The organism is Citrifermentans bremense, from assembly GCF_014218275.1.
Lineage (GTDB): Bacteria > Desulfobacterota > Desulfuromonadia > Geobacterales > Geobacteraceae > Geomonas > Geomonas pelophila.
The window spans coordinates 1,974,064-2,000,167 of sequence record NZ_AP023213.1; the positions used below are offsets into that span (position 1 = coordinate 1,974,064).

Consider the following 26,104-nt stretch of genomic DNA (forward strand, 5'->3'; position numbering starts at 1 on the left):
AGGGGCAGCCGACCGAATGAACCACGACGATTTCCTACAAAAACCACTGAAGATCGACAACCGCCCCATGTGGCTGATTCTGCTGGATCGCACCGCCCGCTACCAGGTGATGGCTGCGGTGGTACTGGTGGTCGGCTTTCTTATCCGCCTTTCACCGCCCGACGGTCTTTCGGTCGAGGGGTACCGCTCCCTGGTGCTCTTTGGCGGGACCATCTTCTTCTGGGTTTCAGGGCTGCTCCCCATCGCGGTGACCGCGCTCCTCTCCATGGTGATGTTGCCGCTTCTGGGGATCATGGATGCCAAGAAGACCTACTCGATGTTCGGCAACGAAGCGGTATTCTTCATCCTTGGCGCCTTCATACTGGCGGCGGCGATGACAGGAACCGGGATCTCCACCCGTCTTGCTCGCGCCATGCTCGCGAAGTTCGGCAGGACCCCCAAGAGCCTTGCGCTCACCGTATTCCTGCTTTCAGCGTTTCTCTCCTTCATCATGAGTGAACATGCCGTCGCCGCCATGCTCTTCCCGGTGATCACCGAGATCACCGTGGCGCTGAACCTGGAGAAGGGCAAAAGCAAGTTCGGGCAGCTCCTCTTCATGTCCATGGCCTGGGGCTGCATCATAGGCGGCATCGCCACCTTCCTTGGAGGCGCGCGCGCCCCGCTTGCCGCCGGGCTTTTGAAGGAGTCGACCGGCCTTCATTTCAGCTTCATCGAGTGGAGCTCGGCCGCCTGCCTCATCGTTTTCCCGCTCTTGTTCATAGGCTATCTCGTGCTGGTGAAGTTCTTTCCCCCGGACCTCGTGGACGTGGAGGTGGGAAGGAAGTTCCTGAACGGCAAGCGGCTGGAGACCGGTAAGATGGGGTACGACGAGATGCTGACCGCACTGGTCATGGTGGCGACCGTGGTCGGCTGGATGTGGCTGGGAGAGAAAACCGGGCTCGCCGCCATCGCGATACTGGGAGCGGCGGCTTTGTTCACCTTCAAGGTCGTCAGCTGGCAGAAGATCGAGGAGTACGTGAACTGGGGGATCATCCTCATGTACGGGGGGACCATAGCGCTTGCCTCCGCCATGGAGAAGACCGGTGCTGCGGTGTGGCTCGTTGACAAGGGGCTCGGGAACGCGCAGCACTCGCCTTTGGCCATCGTCGCCGTAGTCTCCCTGGTCGCCATCGTACTGACCGAGTGCATCAGCCACGCGGCCGTGGTCGCCATACTGATGCCGGTCGGCATGGGGCTTTGCCAGAGCACGGGGATGGACCCGAAGGTGATGACGCTTTCCATCGCGCTCCCCGCGGGTCTTGCCTACTGCCTGCCGATGGGAACGCCGGCAACGGCCATCGCCTATGCCTCGGGTTATCTCAAGAGCCGCGACATCATTGTCTCAGGCTGCGTGATCATGTCTATCTCGTGGCTGCTGTTCATGGCGTCGGTGCTTTTCGTCTGGCCCCTGATAGGTCTGAAAATTTAGCGTGGCAGATGCCACCGAAAAACTGTATAAGCAGGAGGTGCGTTAGGATAATCCGTTTCAAGGTGAAGCCATGATTTCAAAGAAGACCAAGTACGGGCTGAAGGCACTTATCTACCTGGCCCGCCAATATGACAAAGGCCCGATCCTTATCGCCGATTTGGCGCGTGATGAAAATCTCCCCAAGAAGTTCCTCGAGAACATACTGCTTTCCCTCAAGAACAATGGCATCCTGCAAAGCCGGAAAGGGAAGGGTGGGGGGTACTACCTGGGGCGGCATCCCAGCAAGATCACCTTCGGGCAGGCGATCCGGGTGATGGAAGGGCCGCTGGCGCCGGTTCCCTGCGTCAGCGAGACCGCCTACGCGAAGTGCACCGAATGCGAAAACGAGGTCACCTGCGGCATCAGGCTGGTGATGAAAGACGTGCGGGAGGCGATGGCTGCGATCCTGGACGGGACTACGCTCGCCGACGTTTTGGAGAAAATCGACACCGCGGAGCAGGGGCAGCGCGGCGTGTTGGACTTCTGCATCTGATTTCCCGGCCCAGGAAGGTAGAACATGCGTTTTGACGTCGTCGGTCTCGGGGTTTCCACTGTCGATCTCATCTTTACCGTGGATGAGCTTCCCGGCAGGGAAGTGGTGCAAAGGGCAGGGGAGAGCGTCATCGCTGGAGGCGGGCCGGTGGCGACCGCCCTGGTGACCCTGGCAAGGCTCGGTGCTGCGACTTCCATGCTGGACAGCATCGGGAGCGACTTCTTTGGCAGCTTCATCCAGCGTGAATTCACCGCGGAGGGCGTAGATACCGGCGGACTCGTTGTCGCACAGGGACGGACCACTTCCAAGGCGTCTATTCTGGTGCGAAAAAGCGATGGTGCCCGGGCCATAACCTTCTCCCCCGGCGACGCACCCGAGCTCACCCCGGACGAGGTCCGGGTCGACATCATCCGCGCCTCGAAGATATTGCATTTAAACGGCCGTCATTGGGACGCCTGCCTCCATGCCGCAAGGCTTGCCAAGGAAGCGGGCGTTCTAGTTTCCTTCGACGGCGGAGCCCACCGCTACACCAATCAACACCTCAGCATCCTTCCCCAGGTAGATATCTGCATCGCGGCCCATGACTATGCGGCCGCCTTCGCCGGAACCGAGGACGTGGCACAGGCGGCTAAAGCCCTTTTGGAGGCCGGCCCGTGCGTGGTCGTAGTAACGCAGGGAGCAGCGGGAAGCCGTGTATTCTCGAAAGATGGGCTCGACTTCCAGCAGCAGGCGCACCGTGTCGATCGCGTGGTGGACACCACCGGGGCTGGAGACGCCTATCATGGCGCCTTTCTCTATGGCCTTGCCAGAGGCTTCTCGCTGGAGGCATCGGCCAGCTTTGCCAGCGCCGTCGCCGCCCTCAACACCCGCGCCCTCGGCGGACGCGCCGCGCTCCCCAGCCTTGCCGAAACTGAGATGTTCCTGCAGCATCCCCTCTGAATCAACTCCCCACGCAGTTCGCTACGAATTCCACTCCTCCGCTCCCCCTTGAACCTCTCCCTCCGGGGGCGGGAACTTTCACTACACGCACACCCTGAGCGTTAGTTTGTTCAGGGAAAGGGGGCGTTGGTAAATGACCGCGGCGCTGAGCCGGTGCCCTGATCTTGGAGTAGTACAGATTTCGGGGGAGGCCACGCCACAGTAGTATGCCCTTCATAAGTCAGCCAGAAGTTTTCAGGCGCGGTCAAACTAACAAGTCAGGTTTGGTTACTCATTCATCACTTGACCTTTGACACGGATGAAAGATGTCTATATATTGCGTTGTCTAAGTTGCGTCAAATGAATATACATATAGGTGGCTGGTATGGCAGACTGTGATGGCGGGGTTTTGTGCCCATCGGGGGATGAACAGAAAACTGTCCATTCCTCCTCCCGTCAAATGACGGTCCCCGCTGCGCTCAGCCGCTGACGCCTAGACTAAATCAGCCGATGTATGGAATCGGTCCTCCCCATTCCCATCAACAATGAGCATGAACAAGCCGATTTCTACCCCGCAACGGAGGTCTTTTGAAACTGCTGCATCTCATCCCCTCATTCCTTTTGCTTTCTTGCCTCACCCTTATGGCTTCACCCGCCTTTGCCGCAGACCATCTCACCGCCCTGGACCAACGCCTCAGTGAAGGGGATCGCTTACTGGCGGCGGGGAAGCCGGTCGAAGCAATTCGCACCTGGCGCAGCATCTGGGATCTCGATGCCGTGGATGTGGCGGGCTTGGGAAAACAGCTCAGCACCGTCGGCAAGTACGTGGATGCCTATGAATCCATGGGTCAGGAAGGGCTTGAAGTTGCAGCCGATTACCTCGAAGTTATCGCCGGCACGTCCGTTGAGGAGCGCAAACCCGCGCAGTATGTGCGGCTCGGTGATGTCCTGTGGAAGGGTGGACGAAAGGCCGAGGCGGCAGAAGCTTACCAGCGGGCGCTCGATCTACAGCCGGCCCGTGCTGATGCCGCGCAGCTGAAGGAGCGGATTGTTTCTGCCCCGGCTGTCGCTTCGAAGAAAAGGGACCTTATCGGGACACAGGTTTCCGCACCGCGTGCGGTCCCGGCCGAATGCATCAACCCTCCCCCCTCCCGGCTCTATCCCCTGAACGGCGGCCGCTCCCTCTGTGTGACCTTCAACGAGTTTGGCAATGAGCCGGGATACTGGACTCCGCGGCAGTCCCTCGGGGGGGCGCCGAATCTGACCATACAGGTTGAGGGGACGACCGCTGAACCCCGGGGGAAGGATAGTTTGCCCATCACTGTCTATCTCAACGACGGGAAAACCTGGCGCAGGGTGCTCGACGTCCGCGGTTACGGCTTCAGGTTTGTCCGGTCAGGGGGAAGAGATCTCCCCGACCTGGAGATCCATTGGGACCCCTTGGAAAAAGCCGCCGACGACGTGGCTCGGGTCCTTGGCGAGAAGCGCCGGCAGCAGCGAACCGTGTTCGCCTGGAACGGGAAGCGCTACGGTAATGTGGTGCTCGCCTTGGCCCAGCGCCTGAACGCAAAGGCCCTGGCACTGCAGGGGAAAAAGGACTACAAGGGAGCGCTGGCTGTGTGGCAGGAGGCGCTGAGACAGGCCATGTCCCCCGGTTCCGCGCTGCCGGTGGATGCCGAGATTCTTAATAACTACGGGTTTGCCCTGCTTCGGCATTCTCAAGGGGAAGCGGAGATATTCCTCGGGCTCGCCCTGCAGGTGGATCCCGCCCGCTGGCAGGCCCATCTCAACCTCGGGGACCTCTTGTGGGATCAAGGGCATTATGACCGGGCGATCGAGTCATACCGGGCGGTGCTCCGGCTCTACCCCTCCTACCGCCGCGCCAGGACTATCCAAGAGAGGATCACCCTGAAGGAACAGGCGATTGCCGAACTTAGGGAGGATGCTGCGCCCGTGATAGAGGCCAGGGAACAGAACTACCTGCCGTGTGAAGGTGCGTTTTTCGTCTCTGCGGCGGAATACGCCCGCAAGTCGGGGCTCGACACCGCCCGGATCGCTGCGGCACTGAACCTCGAGGCGCGCGATCTTGATGATGGCGACGCCTTCGAGACTTCGGGATTCTCCAGCGACCGTTACCGGAGCCACTGCACGTCGTTCACCCTACGGGTGGTGGAAATCGTGGGATTTTCCACCACCAGGGGGCGGTTCATTGCCGTCCTCTACTGGGGGGCAGCCCCGGGGGGGACAGATTCGCAGTGGCGGCTGGCACTGCTGCGGCGGGGGAACTACGAGATCGAGAAGGTCATCCCTCTCTACGAATCGGCTGCAAATCCGGTCGAGGAAACGAGCTTCGTCTCCACCGATCTGAGTATCGACAGCGGACGTCTGATAGCCACGGTCACAGGAAGCGAGCGGGGCGTCCCGCCGCAGGTACGCCGCCTCATCGTGCAACCCGCTGCGGACGGCAGCTTCGAGACTGTCTCTTCCAAGTCTTGGGAAGAGGGGGAGGAGTGAAAGGTTTTTGAGGACCTTTTGGGGGAGGGTAGGAAAGGATGTTCCGGGACACAATACCTATAAGTTTCTGACACATGTGGTATAAATAGCGCGCGATCCCAATCAGAACGGGTGGAGACGGACAGCGCGAGTCAATAGGAGCGAAGAGGAGCCTGTGTGAGCCAGGTCCCCGCCGCTCACCAGCACCCTTTTGGACGAGGGATTATATGATACATTTTTTTTTACTCTTTCTTCTTGGAATAGCTTCCTATGTTCAAGCTGGACAGCTACCGAAGTTGTTGATCGAACGTGATCAGTCTTTTAAAGCCATAAGTGGTCTGAATATCCCAAATCTTGATGAAATATGCGAAGATTTTGAGTATCCAAATGGAGTAACGCCTCAAGCGTTCCGTCACGATTTAAACGGTGACAAAGCCTACGAAATCCTGATCCAGTCCTATAGAACTTTATGTGGCACTGGAGGATGTGAATACATCCTTATTGATGGGAAATCGAAGAGGAAAATAGGCAATTTCATGGGCAGTTCACTAGCAGTACAACAAAAAAAGGAAGGGCAACAATTTCCTGACATCAAGACATATGCTTATATGGGCTCAGGTGAAGGAATTTTGGAGACGTTTACCTACAGCAACGGGAAATACAGATCAGAGTCTTTAGTTAATTTATCGGCGAGAGAGTCGGTAAACTATTTAAAAAAACAAGAAATAGTTCCGACTGCAACGAGTAAATAGTGTTATTAGTTGCACTGAGGTAAAAGGGGATAGGCCACTTTTACCACTACAGATGGCGGAGGGGAGACCCCAACAACGTCCTTAGACTCGGACGGCTAGCGCCGCCGGTCAAGGGCGGCCCCGTTGGTGAAATAAAACGGAGAAAATGTGAAGAAAAGGCTACTTCAAATCTCACTCCTGATTTGCACCGGAGTAAGCATAACCGGCTGTGCCACTATCCTTAGCCTTTCAACGGCTGATGAGCAAACAAAATGCGGCAGCGACTGCAATGTGCCGAGAATTTTTAGCGGCACGGCAGTGGATATTTGTGGACTGGCAGCTGATAACCTTGGGATCTTTGCGCTTGTTGATTTACCGCTGAGTCTAGTGGGCGACACATTGATGTTTCCGTACACATACTACACACAATCAAAATATGGAGACATTTCAGTTAAGACACCCTGTGCATCAAAGAGTGGCACCTAAGTCAAGGGGACTGCCCCAGCAGGAAGCCTCCGCTACGGCTCCCGTGTCCGAGAGAAACAGAATAAAATCTAAAAGATAGACTACCGAAGAGAACTGGACGTATACGGAAAATCATTCATGCCGTAATTGTCTCATTTTATGATTAGCTGCCCAAGGCTGGGCAGCAAGGGGCATCTGAATGGCCACCGCTTCGCCAGACGCGCGGCTCAGTGACGACGACGTGAACCGAAAGGGATCTACAATGGAAAATAAACCTAGAAAACCTTGGGTTGCAGGATTACTGAGCCTGATTCAGCCAGGACTTGGACAAGTTTATAACGGTGAGGTTCGAAAAGCATTGCCTATTTACATTATTCCAGCTTTGCTTATCCCAGCAATGATATTATGCCTGCACAGTGGGTTTATCCGTATATTCCTTGCAACCTACGCCATTTTAGGCTTCGCTTATTATACATTTGTGTTTGTGGATGCAGTCAGAACAGCAAGGCAATTCAAAACTCAATATGCTCCCAAAAAATACAATAAGCTGATCACATACATTGGCATCTACTTCCTAATCGCAATTTTCAGCATGTCCATATCAACAGCAGTTAAAACAAATGTGATTCAAGCTTACAAGTTTCCATCCGGAAGCATGGAACCAACGTTGCTTATTGGGGACCATATTCTGGTAGATCGAACTCAGTCTGCAAAAAATCCCAAACGAGGCGACTTAATCGTATTCGAGTATCCTGAAGATTCATCTAAAGACTTTATCAAAAGGGTTGTAGCTGTTGGCGGAGATACGGTTGAAATCAAGGATAAGGAACTGTTTGTAAATGGGAAAACAGTTAAAGAACCCTATGCCGTCCACAAAGAAACGGACCTGATTCCAGCAACCATAAATCCACGCGATAATTATGGCCCTCAGGTGGTTCCGAAGGACTCTTATTTCGTACTGGGTGATAATCGCGACAGGAGTTATGACAGTCGATTTTGGGGTGCTGTCACAAAAAATAAAGTCAAAGGTACTGTAAAAAATCTGTATTGGTCATGGGATAAGAAAAACCTTTTGGTGCGGTGGGACAGGATAGGAATGAGAATCCTGTAGTCCAACTATTAGCTGTAGATTGTTTTATGCTCTTTCTTCCGGAGTACAGAGAGGTTCACAACATAATATCGACTGATAATTTTTTCATGCGCGACTCAAGGGGGACGTCGTTCACTTTGTTAAGTATCCCCCATTGCCCAATGACCTCCGCCCCAATTATGCCCTCAGTGATCTCACTCCCACTGGTTACATGAACCGCTGCACCAGAAACTCTACCTATGAAATGTCTGCCTGACCGGGGAGCTTACACCCAATAACTGGTGCCCCCCCAGGACTAGCATCAACCGCAGTGCAATGTTGCTCTCGTCAGGGAGGTTCGATGACCACTTCCACCTATCGTGACATATACGCCGTTGTTTCACGGATCCCGAGGGGGAAGGTGGCAACTTACGGGCAGGTAGCGCTGTTGGCGAACCTCCCCGGCAGGGCGCATCTTGTCGGCTACGCCTTGAGCGCACTTACCGATCCATCCGTCCCTTGGCATCGCGTCATAAATGCCAAAGGAGAGATCAGTCGCCGTAATGGCGACAGTGACGCGGACGAAGTGCAGCGGCACCGACTTGAGGCGGAAGGGGTCTTTTTCGACCCCCATTGGCGCATTCCGCTCGAGCTTTTCCGATGGTGCCCCTATGAGGACGAATAAGGCAAAAAAGGGGACCGGTACGAGATAGTGTCCGGACACTGCGCAAAAAACACGAGAGTGCAGGAATGTCTTTGACGGAAAGTTATAATTTATATGTTCCCGTGTTCCCAAAGACAGTGATATGGGGCGGTGGGAACTCTGGCCACTGTCGCCTTTGTTAACGGCCAGATTCCAACAAGGAATTTTGGCCAGCCGCGCAGGTCACGCCGCGGCCGGTTATCGGGTCGAAGGAGAATGGACATGCGAAAACTCATAGTTGTTTCATTTCTTACCCTCGACGGGGTCATGCAGGCGCCGGGGGGGACGCAGGAGGACACCGACGGCAGCTTCAAGTATGGCGGCTGGGTTGTGCCATATTTCGACGAGCGAGGTGGAACCATCATGCACGAACAGATGACCAAGCCGCTCGATCTTTTGCTGGGAAGAAAGACCTACGAAATATTCGCCTCCTACTGGCCGGAGCACGAGAACGATTGGCCGGGCATCAATTCGGCGACGAAGTACGTTGTTTCGGCCTCGCGTACAGAGTCGCTTTGGGTTAACACGGTCTTTATCAAAAATAACGTCGTGGATGAAATATCGAGGCTGAAGCAGCAAGACGCCCCCGATCTTCAGGTGTACGGCAGTAGCCGGCTTATCCAGACGCTTTTCAAGTACGACTTGGTTGATGAACTGTGGCTCAAATATTTTCCAATTACCCTCGGCGTGGGCAAACGCCTTTTCGCCGAAGGCACAATGCCGGCAGCGTTCAAGCTCACCTACTCGGAGGCAACGCCCAGCGGTGTCATTTTTGCCAGTTATGAGCGTTCTGGTGAGGTGAAGACGGGATCGTTTTGAGAATTGACCTTGCAACACAAGAGATACCGCAATGATATCATGTCAAAGGCAGCTAAAATGAATCCAAAAGAACTCGGCAAAAAATACGACAAGATCGCCCAGTGGTGGAACGAGAAGCATCAGGATTCTCAATACGGGTTGAAACAACTTGAGCTATCTCTCAGGTTCGTATCAGGCGGCAGGTCAGCACTTGACGTTGGTTGCGGGGCAGGCGGGAGAATCATCCGAAAACTGGAAGATCAGGGATTTGCCGTATCAGGCGTAGATGTTTCTGAAGAGATGATTACTTTGGCGACTCAAAATCATCCGAACGGTACTTTCTATCTGGACGATATTTGCAGTTGGGAAACCGAGGAAAAATTCAACCTTATCATTGCCTGGGATAGCATCTTTCACCTGCCGTTGCAAATGCACCGGCCGGTCATTGACAAGCTGTGCTATCTACTGAAAACTGGTGGTGTCCTCATATACACGTTTGGCAATGCGATCGGTGAGCATACAGATAGGTGGCTGGAGGATGAATTCTACTACAGTTCAATTGGTATAAATGAGAATCTGACAGCACTGATAAACAATGGACTGACCATAATGCACCTGGAGTTAGATCAGTTCCCGGAAAAGCATGTTTATGTCGTTGCGAAAAAGCCTTAACCAGGTGGTGGAGTAGTTACCCCTACCCACCATCTGAGCCGGATTACACCATTTAACAGGCCGGCAGAAAGGTCGGTTCATGAAAGTACACAGCATCAAAGAAGTGCAGTTGCTACCTCTTCCAGTCCAGAAGGCGTGGGAGTTTTTCGTAAGCCCGGCCAATCTTGCCCTCATCACCCCGCCTGACCTTGGCTTCACTATTACATCAGAAGTACCAGCAGAGATGTACGAGGGGTTGATCATCACCTACACCGTCACGCCATTTATCGGCATTAAGGCAAATTGGGTGACCGAGATCAGCCACATTCAAGAACCGAGATTTTTCGTGGACGAGCAGCGCCTGGGTCCCTACCGCCTCTGGCACCACCAGCATTTTTTTAAAGAGCACCCAACTGGCACGGAGATGACCGACTTGGTGCATTACGCTCTTCCCTTCGGTGCCGCTGGAAACCTCTTTGCGCCCATTGTCAAACGCAGGCTCGCTCAAATCTTTTCCTACAGGAGAAAAGTTTTGAACGACCTTTTTCGGTAAGGATACCTCTGAAGTAGGTGATGATTCGGCTGACCGGTCCGTAGAGAGGAGAGCACGATGAACAACGAACAACTGGCTCTTGAGACGAAAGGTGTTACGGTGAAGTTACTTTCAACGGTTGACCTTGGCGCTGAGATCGAGGGAATGGCAGGGCGCCAACTTCGAATGCGCATGGTGACCATCGAGCCTGGAGGCGTCTTTGGCCCTATTCACGATCATAAGGACAGACCAGGCGTAGTCTACATACTGAAAGGCACGATCACTGACCATCGCAATGGAGTGGCTACCGACTATGGGCCGGGTGTTGGCTGGCCCGAGGATAGGAATACCACGCACTGGCTTGAGAACAGGGGGACGATTCCCGCTGTGGAGATCTCGGTCGATATAGTTAGGCAAGAGTAAGCTCTACTGGATCTCAGAGGGCAATTTGGCCTAGAAATCCCAGAAGCCGGGAGAGGCATGATGGCGAGAGGAAGGTTTTTCGGTTTAAAGGAGAGATGACATGACCAAGCCAGCAAAGAACACAATTTGCCTTTGGTACGATGGCGACGCGGAGGAGGCGGCGCGCTTTTATGCTGAGACTTTTCCGGATTCCTCGGTCGACGCGGTGCACCTCGCACCGGGCGACTACCCGTCGGGCAAGAAGGGGGATGTGTTGACGGTCGAGTTTACCGTCATGGGAATTCCTTGCCTGGGACTCAATGGCGGGCCGGAGGTTAAGCACAACTGGGCCTTCTCCTTTCAGGTCGCAACGGTTGACCAGGATGAAACGGACCGCTACTGGAATGCCATCGTCGGCAACGGCGGGGAAGAGAATGTGTGCGGATGGTGCCAGGACAAGTGGGGGGTGTCTTGGCAGATTACGCCGATTGCGCTGACCAAGGCGATAACAGATACTGATACCGCTGCGGCCAAGCGCGCATTCGATGCGATGATGCAGATGAAGAAGATAGACATCGCTGCAATCGAGGCAGCGCTTAAAGAATCAATTGACAATTGACAATTGACAACTAGAACCATAGGCAACAGGCGTAATCTGGAGGTCGCTGAGTCCAGGTAGCAAAGGCACTTACCACAGAGGGGCACAGAGAAAAACCGAAAAAGGGACAGGCACTTTACTAGCGGAAGTGCTTGTCCCTTTTTTCAACCTTTATCGGTTGTGACTGTTGTATCCCAAAAACGATTTGTGATATTCCTGCTTTTGTTTTTCCTCTGTGCCCCTCTGTGTCCTATGTGGTGAGTGCATTTGGTTCTACTGATCTGGAGTTCTTATGGCAGATGTTGCGGAAGAAACGACTGTTGCCGCTGTCCGTGTTGACGACGTATGCTTTTCGCGCCGAAACGCCGAAGGGACGACGGTTAATCTTCTGAGTCATGTCTCGATTTCGGCCCGAAGCGGGAAGATCACGGCGGTCATCGGGCCGTCTGGTGGAGGCAAGAGCACCTTGATCCGCCTGATCAATCGCCTGGCGGACCCCGATTCGGGCTCTCTCTACCTCGACGGGAGCGATATCAAAGAGATCGACCCACTGGAACTGCGGCGATTGGTCGCGCTGGTGCCACAAAAACCCTTCATGTTCGAGGGGAGTGTGCTCGAGAACCTGCTGCGTCCTTTCGTCTACCGTCAAGAGAAGCTGCCGCCGGCCGATGGCGAGGCGGTGGTCCGGGCGCTCGCCCTGGCGAAACTGGACCAGGGGATGTTGCCCAGGGACGCTCGCTCCCTTTCCGTTGGCGAGCAACAGCGCGTTGGGCTCGCCCGGGCGCTGCTGACGCATCCAAGGGTGCTGCTTCTAGACGAGCCGACCAGCGCCCTCGATCGCAGGACCGCGGACAGCCTGGCGGCGACGCTACAGGAGGTATGCCACGCGCAGAATCTCACCCTTATCATGGTGACCCACGATCTGCGGCTGACGGAGCGGGTTGCCGACTACTGTTACTACCTTGAGGCTGGGCGGATCATGGAGGAGGGGAGGGCGGATGAAATGCTTGCTCGCCCCCGGACCGACGCGTTGAAGCGTTTTTTATCCGAGCCCACTGAATAGTAGCGTTGCAGAAGTTTCATAACCGGGAGGAAATGACGTGGCGAACCAGGAACTAGTGACGCTGGGAGTGTTGGATCTGGCGCTTGCTTTCGGGCTGGTGCTTGTTGCCATCGCTTTAGCGCGGCTGCAACGGATAGGTCAGGAGGGGCAGATGCTCTGGGCGTCGGTGCGGATGGTCTTGCAACTGCTCGCCGTCGGGTATCTGCTGCATTTCCTGTTCGCGGTGCAGAGCCCGTTGCCGGTGCTTCTCATTCTGCTAGTGATGGGTGCGTTCTCGCTCCAGGTGATGGGGGGGCGGATCAAGCGCAAGGTGCCGCGCTTTTACCAGGTGGTGGGGACCTCGCTTCTGGTTGGCTGCGGTGGGGTTACCCTCTTTTTCTGCGCCTTGGTAGTTCACTACTCCCCCTGGTACGACCCGCGCTACCTGATACCGTTGGCGGGGATGATCATCGGCAACTCCATGAACGCGGCAAGCCTCGCTGCGGAGCGGCTTGCGGCGGAGATGCGGGAACGCAGGGACGAGATGGAGACTGCCTTGTGTCTTGGGGCCAGCGGGCGGCAGGCATGCCAACCGGCGCTCAAGAATGCTTTCAGAGCTGCTGTGATGCCGACCATGAACACCATGGCTGCCATGGGGATCGTTTCCCTGCCGGGGATGATGACGGGCCAGATCCTCTCCGGGACCGAGCCGATGGTTGCGGTCAGGTACCAGATCGCCATAATGTGCGCCATAACCGGCGCGGTTGCCATAACCTCTTACCTGATACTTATGCAGGGGGCCCGTCACTACTTCACAAAAGCCCACCAACTGGAACCACAGGCGGAATAAACGAGAAGGCGGATCGCGGAGGTCCACGGAGCAAAGGCACTCACCACAGAGGGGCACAGAGGAACCACAGAGGAAAAAACAAAAAGGGGACAGACACCGCATGAAGCGAGGTGACTGTCCCCTTTGTTTTTTCAAAAAATCGGAACACAGAGGTCACGGATGTGGACGCAGGTCACAGAGAGAAGCAAAAGACTTGGGGGGAACCAGAAACCTTTCATTTTTCCGTTCCTCAGATTTTCCTCTGTGCCCCTCTGTGTCCTCTGTGGTGAGTGCCTTTTGGGTTTATACCGAGGCCTTGATGTCGGCTACCAGGTTCGCCACTTCTGAAATGTCGGTATCCCAGGAACACATGAACCTGGCGCCGCCGGATCCTATGAAGGTGTAGAAGTGCCAGCCGCGACCGCGCAGCGCCTCAAGCGCCTCGGGCGCCATCTCCAGGAAGACCGAGTTGGCCTGGCTCGGGAACATGACCCGCACCTGCGGTATCTTCTTGATCTCGCTTTCCAATAGCCTCGCGCAGTTGTTGGCGTGCGCGGCGTTTTTAAGCCAGGCGCCGCTTTCCAGCATGCCGATCCAGGGCGCGGTGAGAAACCGCATCTTGGAGGCGAGCTGTCCCGCCTGCTTGCAGCGGTAGTCGAACTCGAAGGCAAGTTCCTTGTTGAAGAAGACCACCGCCTCCCCCACGGCAAAACCGTTCTTGGTCCCACCGAAGGTCAGGACGTCGACGCCGGCCTGCCAGCTGATCTCTTTCGGGGTGACGTTCAGTGCCGCTACTGCGTTCGAGAAACGAGCGCCGTCCATGTGCACCCGCAGCGAGTGCTTCCTGGCAAGTTCCCCGATCGCCTGCAGTTCGTTCACGCTGTAAAGCGTCCCCAGTTCCGTGGCCTGCGTGATGCTGAGCGCCCTGGGCTTCGGGTAGTGGATATCGCTGCGCTTGTGTATGGTGTGCTCCACCGCGTCGAGGTTTATCTTGCCATTTTCTCCTGGGACCAGGAGCACCTTGGTGCCATTGGAGAAGAACTCGGAGGCGCCGCACTCGTCGGTCTCTATGTGCGCCATCTCGTGGCAGACGATGGAGTGGTAGGACTGGCACAAGGAGGCGAGGGCGAGAGAGTTGGCGGCGGTGCCGTTGAAGACGAAGAAGACCTCGCAGTCGGTCTCGAACAGTTCGCGGATCTTCTCGCAGGCCTCGGCAGTCCAGTAATCGTCGCCATAGGAGCTTGCCATGCCCCGGTTGGCCTCAGCCATGGCCGCCCAGGCTTCCTTGCAGATCCCCGCATAATTGTCGCTTGCGAAATGGTGCTTCAGCTCGCTGTATCCGCTTTCCTTTTTCTGGTTCATCTATCCCTCGCCTGTCACTTTGTGTGCTCAAGTCGTGCTTCGACCTGACGTTATCTCTATACAGGGATGAAAGCGATGGAAGCAGTTATCCCCTTCATCCCTTGCGCCAGTTTTCTATTACACGCTATGAATTATGTCAACGCGTAGCTGTCTACCCTTCCGCTGTAACGGCGGCTACTTCCTCTCCTTCTTTTCCCTCATCCGGCAGCAGCTCGGAGACGATCATCCCTGCGAGGATCAACGCTGCCCCTGTGACACCGAAGAAGCCGAGCCGCTCGCCTGCGGCGTAATAGGCGTAGGCTGCGGCGAATACCGGTTCGGTGCAGAAGATGAGGGCGGTGTGAGCGGGGCTGATGAACTTCTGCATGGTCGTCTGCACCAGGAAGGCGAAGATGGTGGCGATCAGCACGCAGACCACCAGGGTCCATAGAAGTTCCGGGTGCCAGACGAAAACCTCCTTGCCGCGCACCGTAGCAGTCGCCAGGCTCAGGAGCCCGACCACGGTGAGCTGCAGGGTGGTCAAAAGGTAGACGTCGCTTGTGGCCTGACGGGAAAAGTGGCTCGTGTATAGGAGGTGCAGCGCGACGCAGCCGCCGCAGACAGCGGCCAGGATGTCGCCGTAGTTGAAGCTCAGGCTGCCGTTGCCGCAGAGCAGGAAGAGCCCGGGAGCCGCGAGCCCCACGCCCCAGCGTATGCCGGGTCCTGCAGGAAGCCGGAAAAGGAGAGCGCCGAACAGAGGGACCAGGACGACGTTCAAGCCGGTCAGAAAACCGGTGTTGGACGCGCTCGTGTACTGCAGCGCCATGGTCTGGAATGCATAGGACGCAAAAAGAAGGACGCCGAGCACACAACCGTTGACGAGAAGCCGAGGGTTTAATCTACTAGCGCGGGCCAGAGCCAGGGGAAGCATGATGGCGGATGCAATTAAAAATCTTTGAGAAAGAAATACAAAGACATCAACCTGATTGACCGCATCTTTTACTATGGTAAAAGTTACACCCCAGAAGAACGTCGTTATCAGAAGCAGTATACCCGCCTGAATTTTTTTAACAGATCTCAACGTTGTTTGACCTCATAAAACCTTGATTTCACTTAGTTGTGGTATGACAACTTAACATGAGCTTACTGGTCGTGCAACTGCTTATTTATTAAGTGGTTGACAAGAGTCGATTTTATCTTTAAAAGTATGCGCGAAAATGTTAAAAGGTGTGTTCTGTTTAATATTAACTAGAACTAAGGAGGAAGTATGAAAGCTATTCGTATCATGGCAGCCGTTGTGGCATTCGCAGGTCTTTTTGCCACCGCAGCCCTGGCCGCACCGAAAACCGTAACCGTCGCCACCGACGCGACCTGGCCTCCGATGGAGTTCGTGGATGCCAACAAGAAAATCGTCGGCTTCGATATCGACTTCATGAACGCAGTCGCCAAGGAGGCCGGTTTCCAGGCCGCCTTCAAGAACACCGCCTGGGACGGCATCTTCGCGGGCATCGCCGCCGGCCAGTACGACGCCATCATCTCCTCGGTCACCATCACCGACGAGCGCAAGGCCAAGTTCGACTTCACCGTTCCCTACATCAGCATCGGACAGATCCTGGTGGTGCCCAAAGCTGAAAGGGGGACCAAGATCGGCGACCTGAAGGGCAAGAAGCTCGGCGCCCAGATCGGCACCACCGGCGCCATGGAGATAAAGAAGGTTGCCGGCGTTGAGCTTAAGACCTACGACGAAGTCGGCCTCGCTTTCGAGGACATGGCTGCCGGCCGCATCTCCGGCGTGGTTTGCGACCAGCCCACCGCCGTCACCTACGCACTGGACAAGAAGGAATACAGCAACAAGTTCAAGATCGTGGGCCAGCCCTTCACCAAAGAGGCTTACGGCATCGTGGTCAAGAAGGGTAACAAGGACCTGGTCGCCCTCTTGAACAAGGGGATCGCAGGCGTCCAGAAGAAAAAGATCGACCAGCAGCTCAAGAAGAAGTGGCACCTTAAGTAGGTGCTGAATTGGCTCCTGCAGGAGCGGCAAGCAAGGGCGCTGACACCGCCGAGGCCACCTGCAGGAGCCGTTTTTTGGCCAGAGAGCGTATACGTAAAAAGGTGAAAAATCAAAGCGAGCCGGCAGGTTAGGTCGGACAGGACGGTATGAATAACTGATGAGCATTGAAGCAAAGAAGCAGATCATCGACGTCGGGGACGGCGCAGCCATCCCCCGCAAAAGCGACCGCGGACTCTTCACCGCGTGGCGCATAGCCTTCTTCGGGGCCATCGGCACCCTGGTCTACCTGGTACAGACCAAACCCGACCCGTACCTCAACATTATCAAGTTCGTTCCCGACGGCATCCTGGTCACCTTCCAGGTGACCCTCGGGGCGATACTCCTTGCCATCGTCTTCGGTCTCTTCACCGGCCTGGGGCGCATCTCCAAGAACCGGTTCTTCAACGGCGCAGCATCGCTCTACGTCGAGATCATCCGCGGCATCCCGCTTCTGGTGCAGATCTTCTACATCTATTACGCCCTGGGGCGTTTCGTGCAGGTCCCCCCGATCCTTTCCGCCATAATCGCCATGGCTGTCTGCTACGGCGCCTACATGGGCGAGGTTGTGCGCGCGGGGATCGAGTCGATCCACAAGGGACAGAGGGAAGCGGCGCTGTCGCTCGGCATGAACGGGCGCCAGACCATGATCCACGTCATCCTGCCGCAGGCGGTGAAGGTGATCCTTCCCCCGGTAGGCAACGAGTTCATCGCCCTTTTGAAGGATTCCTCGCTGGTCTCCATCATCGCAGTTGCCGACCTATTGCGCCGCGGCCGCGAGTTCGCCTCGGAGTCTTTCACCTATTTCGAGACCTACACGGTCATAGCGCTGATCTACCTGATCATCACCTTGTTCTTCTCGAAGGTCATCGGCGTCATGGAGGAGCGTGTCAGTGTCAACAAGTAAGCGCAGAAAGATGGTAGAGGCGACCGAGATCGTGAAGATCTACGGCTCATTCCGGGCCCTGGACCGGGTTTCACTGGACATCTATGACGGCGAGAAGCTGGTCATCATCGGCCCCTCCGGTTCCGGCAAATCGACGCTCCTCAGATCCATCAACAGGCTCGAGGAGATCGACCGTGGCAAGATGATCGTCGACGGCATGGATATCATGGACCCGAAGACCGACATCACCAAGGTGCGCGAGGAGGTGGGTATGGTTTTCCAGTCCTTCAACCTCTTCCCGCACAAGACCGTGCTGGAGAACCTCACCCTGGCGCAGATCGTGGTCCGGAAGCGCTCGAAGTTCGAGGCGGAAGAAAAGGCGATGATGCTCCTGGAGAAAGTGGGGCTGGTCGCCAAGGCAAAGGCCTACCCGGGGAACCTCTCCGGAGGGCAGCAGCAGCGCGTGGCCATCGCCCGCTCGCTCGCCATGGACCCGAAGATGCTCCTTTTCGACGAGCCCACCTCGGCACTCGACCCCGAGATGATCGGCGAGGTGCTGGACGTGATGAAGGATCTCGCCAAGGACGGCATGACCATGGCGGTGGTAACGCACGAGATGGGGTTTGCCCGCGAGGTGGCGGACCGGGTGATCTTCATGGACGCCGGAAGGATCGTGGAGGAGGGTACGCCGGAGCATTTCTTCACCGCGCCCTCCCATGAGCGCGCGAAGCTGTTCCTGAGCCAGATACTGTAACTGCTGCCGTGGCGCCTTGTGGGTGTGCCACGTTGAGCACCAAATCGGCTTTTGCATCGTTTTTATCTTCAGTTGGAAAGGTGGTGGTCGCTTTCCCCGGCGTTATCAGTGTTCAGTTGTACCAGCAGGACCTGCAATAAAATAACCAAACCGAGGAGGATGTAATGAAGAAGAAGAACAAAAAGCTTTTGGTAGCAGCAATCGCAACAGCGCTGTCCGCAGCGTCCGCAGTACCCGCCCTGGCACTGGAAAACCAGTTCAACGGCGCCTTCACCGCTTTCTACGACATGTCCAACTTCAGCGGCAGCGGCGTTACCCAGAAGGACGCACCGAGCGAAAACTACTTCGTGCAGCGCGTGCGCCTGGGCTACACCGCCAAGGCTGACGACCATGTGAAACTGGTCACCAAGTTCGAATTCGACTACAACTACTGGGGCAACAGCTCCTATACCTCGGGACCGGGCACCGGCGGCGCTATCGGTGCTGACTCCGTGAACATGGAGACCAAGCACCTCTACCTCGACCTGGCCTACCCGCAGCTCAACACCAAGATCGGTATGATGCCCTACAACGACTCCTTCAAGGGCATGGTATTCGACACCGACGTCGCCGGTATCCTCCTCTCCCACGACTACGCCAATGCCAGCGTCTCCGCAGGCTTCTTCCGCCTGATGGATTCCAACAACGTCGGCCCGCAGGATACCACCCGCCTGGGCAGAAACACCAACGACATGTTCACCCTCGACGGCAAGTACAGCGTATCCAAGGACCTGACCGTCGGCGCTGCTTACTACTACATCAGTGACGACAGCAACGACTTCACCTCCACCATCCAGAGCGCGAAGGTCCATAACCTCGGCATCAACGCTGCCGGCAACGTCGGCCCGGTTGCCCTGAACGGCTTCTTCCTGAAGCAGTTCGGCGACCTCTCCAAGGACACCGACGCCAAAGGCTACACCTTCAACGTCGGCGCCAAGATGCCCCTGGCCGGCGGCACCCTGCGCTCCGAGTTCCTCTACGTAAGCGGCGGCAGCGATCAGTTCTACATCGCTCACAGCAAGCCCGGCTGGACCGAGGGCGGCCAGTTCTACGACGCCGAGATGACCATGCTGAACCGCGACAAGTACCAGACCACCATCGACAACGCCATCATGTATGACGTCGCCAACAACGGTCAGGGTGTCATCGAGGGTACCGTAGGCTACGACTACACCTTCAACGACAAGGTCTCCGCAAGCGCCAACGCAGGCTTTGCCGCAGTTGCCAAGAACACCTCCGGCGCAGGGAGCAGCGACTACCTCGGCACCGAGGTCAACGCAGAAGCTTACTACAAGCTGACCGCCAACGTGACTCTCGGTGCACGCGCGGGCTACCTCTTCCTTGGCGACTATTTCACCAACGAAGACAACCCGTACGACGTGAAGCTCATTGCCAAGTACAACTTCTAATCTCCAAACGATCTTCCCCGGTACTGTCTGTACCGGGGAAGATAAATTACGTTGGTGGCTGTCTTGACATTAAATGTCTGACAATTAAAATCTGCTGACGTGGTGATTCTTGACTTTACAATGTGACCAACATCCTAAGGAGGTAGTCTGCATGAGCTTTAAGAAGATCAGTGCATTGCTCTTGGTAGCGATGCTCGCAACCGGCGCTTTCGGCTGCAAGAAGAAGGAAGAGGCCCCGGCCCCGGGTGAGGCTGCCAAACCGGCCGGCAACACCGTCAAGATCGGCTTCCTCGGCGCTCTTACCGGCGACGTGGCGATGTTCGGCAAGCCGACTCTCGAAGGCATGAAGATGGCCGCTGCTGAAATCAACGCAGCCGGCGGCATTCTCGGCAAGCAGATCGAGATCGTCGAGGCCGACAACCGCGGCGACAAGCAGGAAGGCGCCTCGGTGACCCAGAAGTTCATCTCCCGTGACAGCGTGACCGCCATCGTCGGCGACCCGACCACCGGCATCACCAAGGTCGCAGCTCCCATCGCGCAGAAGGCAGGCGTGGTGCTCCTCTCCGCAGGCGCCACCGGCCCGGGCGTTGTCGAAGTGGGCGATTACATCTTCCGCGACACCCTGCTTGACTCCATCGCAATTCCCGCCGTCATCCAGTACTTCGCGAAGGACCTCGGCTTCAAGAAGGTGGCGATCATTACCTCCGACAACAACGACTACTCGGTAGGCCTTTCCCAGACCTTCCGCGACGCGGCCGCCAAAGTTCCTTCCATCAAGATCGTAGCCGACGAGAAGGTGAAGGACGGCGACAAGGACTTCTCCGCACAGATCACCAACATCAAGGGACAGAAGCCGGACGTAATCCTCTTCTCCGGTTACTACACCGAGGGCGCTCTCATCATGAAAGAGGCGCGCAAGCAGGGGCTCAAGGCTCCGATGTTCGGCGGCGACGGACTCTTCTCGCCCAAATTCATCGAGCTGGGCGGCCCCGCCGTCGAGGGCTCCATGTCCGCTCTGGGCTTCTCCACCGAGCAGGCAACTCCTGCGACCGCGAAATTCATCGAGGCGTTCAAGGCCAAGCACAACGGCGAACTCCCGGGTCTCTTCGACGCCCAGGGCTATGACGCAGTGATGCTCTTGGTCGACTCCATGAAGCGCGCCAACAGCGTAGATCCCAAGGTCTTCAAGGACGCCCTTGCCAAGACCAAAGGGTTCGAAGGCGTTTCCGGCACCATCAGCATGCAGGCCAACCGCGAGCCGATCAAGAGCCCGCTCTCCCTTCTCTACGTGAAGGACGGCAAGTTCGTGCTCAAGGCAAAAGTCCCCGTCAAGATGGACTAAAGCCTGAATCCCGCAGTATCAGCGGCCCCTGTTTAGGCAGGGGCCGTTTTTATTTGTGTGGCAGGCCTGACAGGACTGACAGGTCGATGTTCGCCCGGTCTGTCTCACATTTTCACAGTTGCCAGTTGTTTCCCCCTTGACAAGAGCAAGGGGAAAAACTATATTACAACTCGTTAAAGGGGAGTAGTTATCGGCCGGAGAAATGGCCGACCCGGTTTCCGTCAATACGGTCTTTGGACCCGGAGCCGGGGCAGATATCCTGTCAACAAGACCTTTATCCATGCAAACGTCGTGGGTAGAGGTCTTTTTATTTACCCACGGTGACAAAAAGAGGTCCAGAAACGGACTTAACTACAATCGTCGAGGTAAATACTATGCAAAGACTAAAGACAACCTTCCTACTGGCTCTTCTCACCGTTCTCATGGTTACCATGGGAAGCGCCCTGGGCGGCAGGACCGGCATGGTGACCGCCTTTGTCATGGCGCTCGGCATGAACTTCTTCTCCTACTGGTTCTCCGACAAGATCGTCCTCAAGATGTACGGCGCCCAGGAGATCGGAGAGCAGGACCACCCCATGTTCTACAACATGGTGCGCCACCTGGCCTCCCGCGCCGGGCTCCCGATGCCCAAGGTCTACATCATCCCCTCCGACAGCCCCAACGCCTTCGCCACGGGGCGAAACCCTGAGCACGCCGCGGTCGCGGCCACGGAAGGGATCCTGCGCATCCTCTCTCCCGAGGAGCTTGAAGGGGTGATGGCGCACGAGCTCGCGCACGTCCAAAACCGCGACATCCTGGTCGGCACCATCGCGGCCACCTTCGCCGGCGCCATCTCCATGATCGGCAACATGCTCCAGTGGGGCGCCATGTTCGGGGCAGGGCGGGGCGACGACGAAGAGGGGGGCGGCATCGGCGGACTCGTCGGTTCGCTCGCCATGGCCATCATCGCTCCCATCGCAGCCATGCTGATCCAGATGGCGGTCTCCCGCTCCCGCGAATACCTGGCGGATGCCTCCGGGGCCGAGATCTGCGGGCGCCCCTTGGCGCTCGCCTCGGCGCTCAGGAAGCTCCACATGGCGTCGCAGGCGCTTCCGATGCAGGAGGCGCGGCCGGCAACAGCCCACATGTTCATCGTGAACCCGCTGACCGGCGGCGGCATCGCCTCGCTCTTTTCGACTCATCCCCCCATGGAGGAGCGGATCGCGCGGCTGGAGCAGATGGCGAGGTACTAATTTCATTCCGCTGCTAACCCCCCCTCCCAACCTCCCCCCGCTGGGGGGAGGGGACGGAAGGCTCCCCACCCCCCGCTCCTTGGCGAAAGACGAAAGGCTCCCTAAAACCCTCTCTTGGTGGGCGACGGAAGGCTCCCGAAGCCCCCTCTTTTTAGGAGGGACGGACGGCTTGTCCCTCCCCTGGAGGTGGAGGGTCAGGGAGGGGGGATTCACCTTGTCTGGGGAGAAGACGCGACGTCAGGCTCTGTTGGAACAGGGCCATCTACTTAATTTTCAGGAGAACCGCTAAATGGAATGGTTTACCGACCCGCAGGTCTGGCTGGCACTGGTCACCTTGAGCGCACTTGAGATAGTGCTTGGGATAGACAACATCATCTTCATCTCGATACAGGCAAGCAAGCTCCCAGCGGACCAGCAGGAAAAGGCGAGGCTCACCGGCCTCGGGCTGGCGATGTTCATCCGGGTGGCGCTTCTTTTCTCGCTCAGCTGGCTCATGGGGCTTACCGATCCGCTCTTCTCGGTCTTCGGCAACGAGATCTCCGGGCGCGACCTGATCCTGATCTCGGGCGGCTTGTTCCTGCTCTGGAAGAGCACCATGGAGATCCACGAGAAACTGGAGGGTGAGGAGGTGATCGCCTCAGCCAAAGTGGGGGCTACCTTCGGCGCGGTGCTGGTGCAGATCCTGCTCCTGGACATCGTCTTTTCCCTCGACTCCATCATCACCGCCATAGGGATGGCAAGCCAGCTCTTCATCATGATTGCCGCGGTGGTCATCGCGGTGGGCTTCATGATGCTCTTCTCGGGCAAGATCAGTGCCTTCGTGGAAAAGCACCCGACCATCAAGATGCTTGCGCTTAGCTTCCTGCTCATGATCGGCGTGGCCCTGATCGGCGACGGCCTGGACATGCACATCCCCAAAGGGTACATCTACTTCGCCATGGCCTTCTCTGTGATGGTCGAGATGCTCAACCTGAGGATGCGGAGAGGGACGCCGGTCAAGCTGCACGAGCCGCGTCTCGACACCGCAGCCGAAAACAAGTAAACACTACTTGCCGTCAAGCTGCCCCGAACAGAAACTTCACCCGTGAAAGGGGACGCCGATGCTCAAACAAAAATCGATGCTGGTTCTTCTGGCGCTGCTGTTTCTTCTCCCCTTCGCCGGTTACCTGCTGAACTTTTACAGCGACTGGTTGTTCTTCAATGAGACGGGGTACGCCTCAGTCTTCATTACGACCATGTACGCGCAAAGCATAGCCGGCCTTCTCTTCGGGCTGCTGCTGTTCGCCTTCCTGCAGCTGAACCTCAGATACGCCAACAGGGGCGAGTTTCCGGCGCCTGGCGTCCACATCGTCGGCGGGCGCGACCTGCGCTTCAACGGCAGAACGCTGGGGCAGGTGCTGCGGCCGCTGGGGGTCCTGGTCTCGCTGGTCCTTGCCTTTTTGGGCGGCACCTGGGGCTCGTACCGCTGGGAAAAGCTCCTTTTGTTCGTGAACCGCTCCGATGTAGGGATGGCAGACCCGGTTCTTGGCAAGGACGTCGGCTTCTACCTCTTCACCCTTCCTTTCCTGGAGCTGCTGCAGCTCTTTTGCGGGTTCATGGTGCTGGCGGCCCTGATTCTCACGGCGGCCGTCTACGTGGTCAAGGGGGGAATCCTTCTCCGTGACAGCGGGGCCGGCATCGACCCTATGGCCCGCCGTCATCTGGCCGTACTGATCGGCTGCTTTTCGCTCGTAGTCGCGGGTGGGCTCTATCTGGAGAGCTTCCGGCTCTTTTTCGCCAACAATGGCATCTTAACCGGCGCCGGATACGTCGACGTCCACGCCAGGCTGCCGATGTACCGCATAGTCACCTTCCTCACCCCAGTTGCCGGCGTGCTATTGGCTGCGGGGATCTGGAAGGGGAACTGGCGCCTCGCTCTCATACCTGCCCTCGTGGTGGCGGCGCTTTACCTCGCTGGGGTGCGGGTATATCCCGGTCTTTTGCAGAAGTTCAAGGTAGCCCCCAACGAGCTGACGCTGGAGACCCCGTACCTGGAGAACCACCTGAAGTTCACCCGCTACGGCTACGACCTCGACAAGATCGAGACCATCCCCTTCGACGTGGACGCGAAGCTCACCGCCGCAGATATCGCCAACAACGAAGCGACCATGAAGAACATCCGGCTCTGGGACCACGCGCCGCTTCTGAAGACCTACAGCCAGCTGCAGCAGATCCGGACCTACTACAAGTTCTTCGACGTGGACAACGACCGCTACATGGTGAACGGCAGCTATGCGCAGGTGATGCTATCGCCGCGCGAGCTTTCCTACAGCGACCTCCCCAGCAAGAACTGGATCAACGAACGGCTCATCTTCACCCACGGAAACGGCATCACCTTCGGGCCGGTGAGCCGCATCAGCAAGGAAGGGCTGCCGGAGTTCTTCGTCAAGGACATCCCGGCGGTGAGCCTGGCCGACATAAAGGTGACGAGGCCCGAGATCTACTACGGTGAGCTCTCCAACGACTACGTGGTCGTGAAGACCAAGGTCCCGGAGTTCAGCTATCCCACCGCCGCCGGCAACGTCAACACCACCTACGCCGGCAAGGGGGGGGTGCCTCTCGACTCCTTGCTCAGAAAGGCGCTCTTCGCCGGGAGGTTCAAGACCGAGAAGATCCTCCTTTCCTCGGACATCACCCCGCAGAGCCGGATCCTCTACAACCGGAACATAAGAGAGCGAGTGAGCGCTATCGCCCCGTTCCTCAGTTTCGACAGCGACCCCTACCTGGTGGTGGACGAGCAGGGAAAGCTCAAGTGGATCATCGACGCCTACACCTTCTCTGACCGTCTACCTTACTCCAGGCCGATCAAGGGAGGTGGCAACTACCTGCGCAATTCGGTCAAGGCTGTGGTGGACGCCTATGACGGCACGGTCGCTTACTATGTGAGCGATCCCGGCGACGTTATGGTCAAGGTCTACTCCCGTGTCTTCCCCGGGCTGTTCCAGCCGATCGACGCCATGCCCGCTGACCTCAGGAAGCACGTCAGGTACTCGCACCAGTTCCTCCAGGTGCAGGCGGCCCTCTACGCTGCCTACCACATGACCGACCCGAAGGTGTTCTACAACAAGGAGAACCTCTGGCAGGTCCCGGCCCTTGGGGAAAAGCCGATGGAACCGTACTACACCATCATGAAGCTCCCGGGCGAGAAGAGTGAGGAGTACATCCTGCTGCTTCCCTTCACCCCGTCCAACCGCGACAACCTGGCCGCCTGGCTCACGGCGCGCTGCGACGGTGAAAACTACGGGAAGGTCAGGGCGTACACCTTCCCACGCGACCGGTTGATCTACGGTCCCAAGCAGATCGACGCGCGCATCAACCAGGACTCCTTCATCTCGCAGCAGCTCACCCTCTGGAGCCAGCGCGGCTCAGAGGTGATCCGGGGAAGCCTGCTGGTGATCCCCATCGAAAAGTCGCTCCTCTACGTGCAGCCGCTCTTTCTGGCAGCCGACAAGGCAGGGCTTCCCGAGCTGAAGCGGGTGATCGTGGCCTTCGGCGACCAGGTGGTGATGGAGGAGAACCTGGAAATGGCGCTGCAGCGTCTTTTCGGGACGGGAAAGGGAGCGCCGACTCTCCCCGCAGCTTCCTCTTCCGCGCCGTCCGGTGCGCCCGGCCCGGCTGCGGGAACCCCCGCTGGTGGGCTGGCCAAGGAGGCGATGGCGATCTACGAAAGGGCTATGAACCTGCAGCGCCAGGGAGACTGGGCCGGTTACGGCGAACAGTTGCGCAAGCTGGAGCAGGTGCTGAGGCGGATGGCGGCACAGTAACAGGGAAAACCGTTGGCAAA

General features: G+C 57.1%; 25 protein-coding genes. 23 read left to right on the top strand and 2 right to left on the bottom strand.

The window, feature by feature from the left end; translation table 11 throughout:
• The first annotated feature begins 16 nt into the window (after positions 1-16).
• The 15 genes from GEOBRER4_RS08770 to GEOBRER4_RS08840 all read left to right on the top strand — a co-directional run bounded on the left by GEOBRER4_RS08770 (position 17) and on the right by GEOBRER4_RS08840 (position 13,252).
• Positions 17-1,468: a DASS family sodium-coupled anion symporter gene (locus tag GEOBRER4_RS08770; RefSeq protein WP_185245074.1), complete on the top strand. Its 1,452-nt coding sequence runs from the start codon at positions 17-19 to the stop codon at positions 1,466-1,468.
• Positions 1,469-1,538: 70 nt separating this feature from the next.
• On the top strand, positions 1,539-2,000 hold the full coding sequence (locus GEOBRER4_RS08775) for an RrF2 family transcriptional regulator (RefSeq protein ID WP_085812934.1): 462 nt from the start codon (positions 1,539-1,541) through the stop codon (positions 1,998-2,000).
• Positions 2,001-2,024: 24 nt separating this feature from the next.
• Complete coding sequence (locus tag GEOBRER4_RS08780) at positions 2,025-2,939, top strand: carbohydrate kinase family protein (protein ID WP_185245075.1); 915 nt, start codon at positions 2,025-2,027, stop codon at positions 2,937-2,939.
• A gap of 567 nt (positions 2,940-3,506) precedes the next feature.
• Positions 3,507-5,432, top strand: coding sequence for a tetratricopeptide repeat protein (locus GEOBRER4_RS08785; protein ID WP_185245076.1), 1,926 nt, complete (start codon positions 3,507-3,509; stop codon positions 5,430-5,432).
• A gap of 206 nt (positions 5,433-5,638) precedes the next feature.
• Positions 5,639-6,163: a hypothetical protein gene (locus GEOBRER4_RS08790; RefSeq protein WP_185245077.1), complete on the top strand. Its 525-nt coding sequence runs from the start codon at positions 5,639-5,641 to the stop codon at positions 6,161-6,163.
• Positions 6,164-6,433: 270 nt separating this feature from the next.
• Positions 6,434-6,628 carry a YceK/YidQ family lipoprotein gene (locus GEOBRER4_RS20365; protein WP_226377950.1) on the top strand — a complete coding sequence of 65 codons (195 nt, stop codon included), beginning with the start codon at positions 6,434-6,436 and terminating at the stop codon, positions 6,626-6,628.
• Positions 6,629-6,869: 241 nt separating this feature from the next.
• The gene (lepB, locus tag GEOBRER4_RS08800) at positions 6,870-7,718 is read left to right on the top strand and encodes a signal peptidase I (RefSeq protein WP_185245079.1); all 849 of its coding nucleotides are present in this window, start codon (positions 6,870-6,872) and stop codon (positions 7,716-7,718) included.
• Between the two features lie 319 nt (positions 7,719-8,037).
• Complete coding sequence (locus tag GEOBRER4_RS08805; RefSeq protein WP_185245080.1) at positions 8,038-8,361, top strand: MGMT family protein; 324 nt, start codon at positions 8,038-8,040, stop codon at positions 8,359-8,361.
• 240 nt (positions 8,362-8,601) lie between these two features.
• Positions 8,602-9,198: a dihydrofolate reductase family protein gene (locus GEOBRER4_RS08810; protein WP_185245081.1), complete on the top strand. Its 597-nt coding sequence runs from the start codon at positions 8,602-8,604 to the stop codon at positions 9,196-9,198.
• A 9-nt stretch (positions 9,199-9,207) separates the two neighbouring features.
• Complete coding sequence (locus tag GEOBRER4_RS08815) at positions 9,208-9,849, top strand: class I SAM-dependent methyltransferase (protein ID WP_197971402.1); 642 nt, start codon at positions 9,208-9,210, stop codon at positions 9,847-9,849.
• 79 nt (positions 9,850-9,928) lie between these two features.
• A complete protein-coding gene (locus tag GEOBRER4_RS08820; RefSeq protein ID WP_185245082.1) occupies positions 9,929-10,381 on the top strand; it encodes an SRPBCC family protein in 453 nt (150 codons plus the stop codon).
• A 57-nt stretch (positions 10,382-10,438) separates the two neighbouring features.
• Complete coding sequence (locus GEOBRER4_RS08825) at positions 10,439-10,783, top strand: cupin domain-containing protein (RefSeq protein ID WP_185245083.1); 345 nt, start codon at positions 10,439-10,441, stop codon at positions 10,781-10,783.
• Positions 10,784-10,883: 100 nt separating this feature from the next.
• Entirely contained in the window at positions 10,884-11,381 is a 498-nt protein-coding gene (locus GEOBRER4_RS08830) for a VOC family protein (RefSeq protein ID WP_185245084.1), read from the top strand.
• 271 nt (positions 11,382-11,652) lie between these two features.
• Positions 11,653-12,423 carry an ABC transporter ATP-binding protein gene (locus GEOBRER4_RS08835; protein WP_185245085.1) on the top strand — a complete coding sequence of 257 codons (771 nt, stop codon included), beginning with the start codon at positions 11,653-11,655 and terminating at the stop codon, positions 12,421-12,423.
• Between the two features lie 37 nt (positions 12,424-12,460).
• Positions 12,461-13,252, top strand: a complete 792-nt coding sequence (locus GEOBRER4_RS08840) for an ABC transporter permease (RefSeq protein ID WP_185245086.1) — start codon at positions 12,461-12,463, stop codon at positions 13,250-13,252.
• A gap of 282 nt (positions 13,253-13,534) precedes the next feature.
• On the opposite strand, the gene GEOBRER4_RS08845 is transcribed toward GEOBRER4_RS08840, so the two are convergent.
• Both GEOBRER4_RS08845 and GEOBRER4_RS08850 read right to left on the bottom strand, forming a co-directional pair.
• Complete coding sequence (locus GEOBRER4_RS08845) at positions 13,535-14,593, bottom strand: threonine aldolase family protein (RefSeq protein ID WP_185245087.1); 1,059 nt, start codon at positions 14,591-14,593, stop codon at positions 13,535-13,537.
• 151 nt (positions 14,594-14,744) lie between these two features.
• Positions 14,745-15,653 (bottom strand): DMT family transporter, encoded by a 909-nt coding sequence (locus tag GEOBRER4_RS08850; protein ID WP_185245088.1) that lies wholly within the window; start codon positions 15,651-15,653, stop codon positions 14,745-14,747.
• 186 nt (positions 15,654-15,839) lie between these two features.
• Here GEOBRER4_RS08850 and GEOBRER4_RS08855 point away from each other — a divergent pair, with 186 nt between their 5' ends.
• The 8 genes from GEOBRER4_RS08855 to GEOBRER4_RS08890 all read left to right on the top strand — a co-directional run bounded on the left by GEOBRER4_RS08855 (position 15,840) and on the right by GEOBRER4_RS08890 (position 26,084).
• Positions 15,840-16,583: a basic amino acid ABC transporter substrate-binding protein gene (locus GEOBRER4_RS08855; protein WP_185245089.1), complete on the top strand. Its 744-nt coding sequence runs from the start codon at positions 15,840-15,842 to the stop codon at positions 16,581-16,583.
• Between the two features lie 157 nt (positions 16,584-16,740).
• Positions 16,741-17,526: an amino acid ABC transporter permease gene (locus tag GEOBRER4_RS08860; RefSeq protein WP_085812919.1), complete on the top strand. Its 786-nt coding sequence runs from the start codon at positions 16,741-16,743 to the stop codon at positions 17,524-17,526.
• Complete coding sequence (locus tag GEOBRER4_RS08865; RefSeq protein WP_085812918.1) at positions 17,513-18,259, top strand: amino acid ABC transporter ATP-binding protein; 747 nt, start codon at positions 17,513-17,515, stop codon at positions 18,257-18,259. The genes GEOBRER4_RS08860 and GEOBRER4_RS08865 overlap by 14 nt, the downstream gene beginning before the upstream one ends.
• A 164-nt stretch (positions 18,260-18,423) precedes the next feature.
• On the top strand, positions 18,424-19,707 hold the full coding sequence (locus GEOBRER4_RS08870; protein ID WP_185245090.1) for a porin: 1,284 nt from the start codon (positions 18,424-18,426) through the stop codon (positions 19,705-19,707).
• A 151-nt stretch (positions 19,708-19,858) separates the two neighbouring features.
• Complete coding sequence (locus GEOBRER4_RS08875; RefSeq protein ID WP_185245091.1) at positions 19,859-21,049, top strand: ABC transporter substrate-binding protein; 1,191 nt, start codon at positions 19,859-19,861, stop codon at positions 21,047-21,049.
• 374 nt (positions 21,050-21,423) lie between these two features.
• A complete protein-coding gene (gene htpX / locus GEOBRER4_RS08880; protein ID WP_185245092.1) occupies positions 21,424-22,281 on the top strand; it encodes a zinc metalloprotease HtpX in 858 nt (285 codons plus the stop codon).
• A gap of 289 nt (positions 22,282-22,570) precedes the next feature.
• A complete protein-coding gene (locus GEOBRER4_RS08885; RefSeq protein ID WP_185245093.1) occupies positions 22,571-23,323 on the top strand; it encodes a TerC family protein in 753 nt (250 codons plus the stop codon).
• A gap of 58 nt (positions 23,324-23,381) precedes the next feature.
• The gene (locus tag GEOBRER4_RS08890; protein ID WP_185245094.1) at positions 23,382-26,084 is read left to right on the top strand and encodes a UPF0182 family membrane protein; all 2,703 of its coding nucleotides are present in this window, start codon (positions 23,382-23,384) and stop codon (positions 26,082-26,084) included.
• Positions 26,085-26,104: the final 20 nt, after the last annotated feature.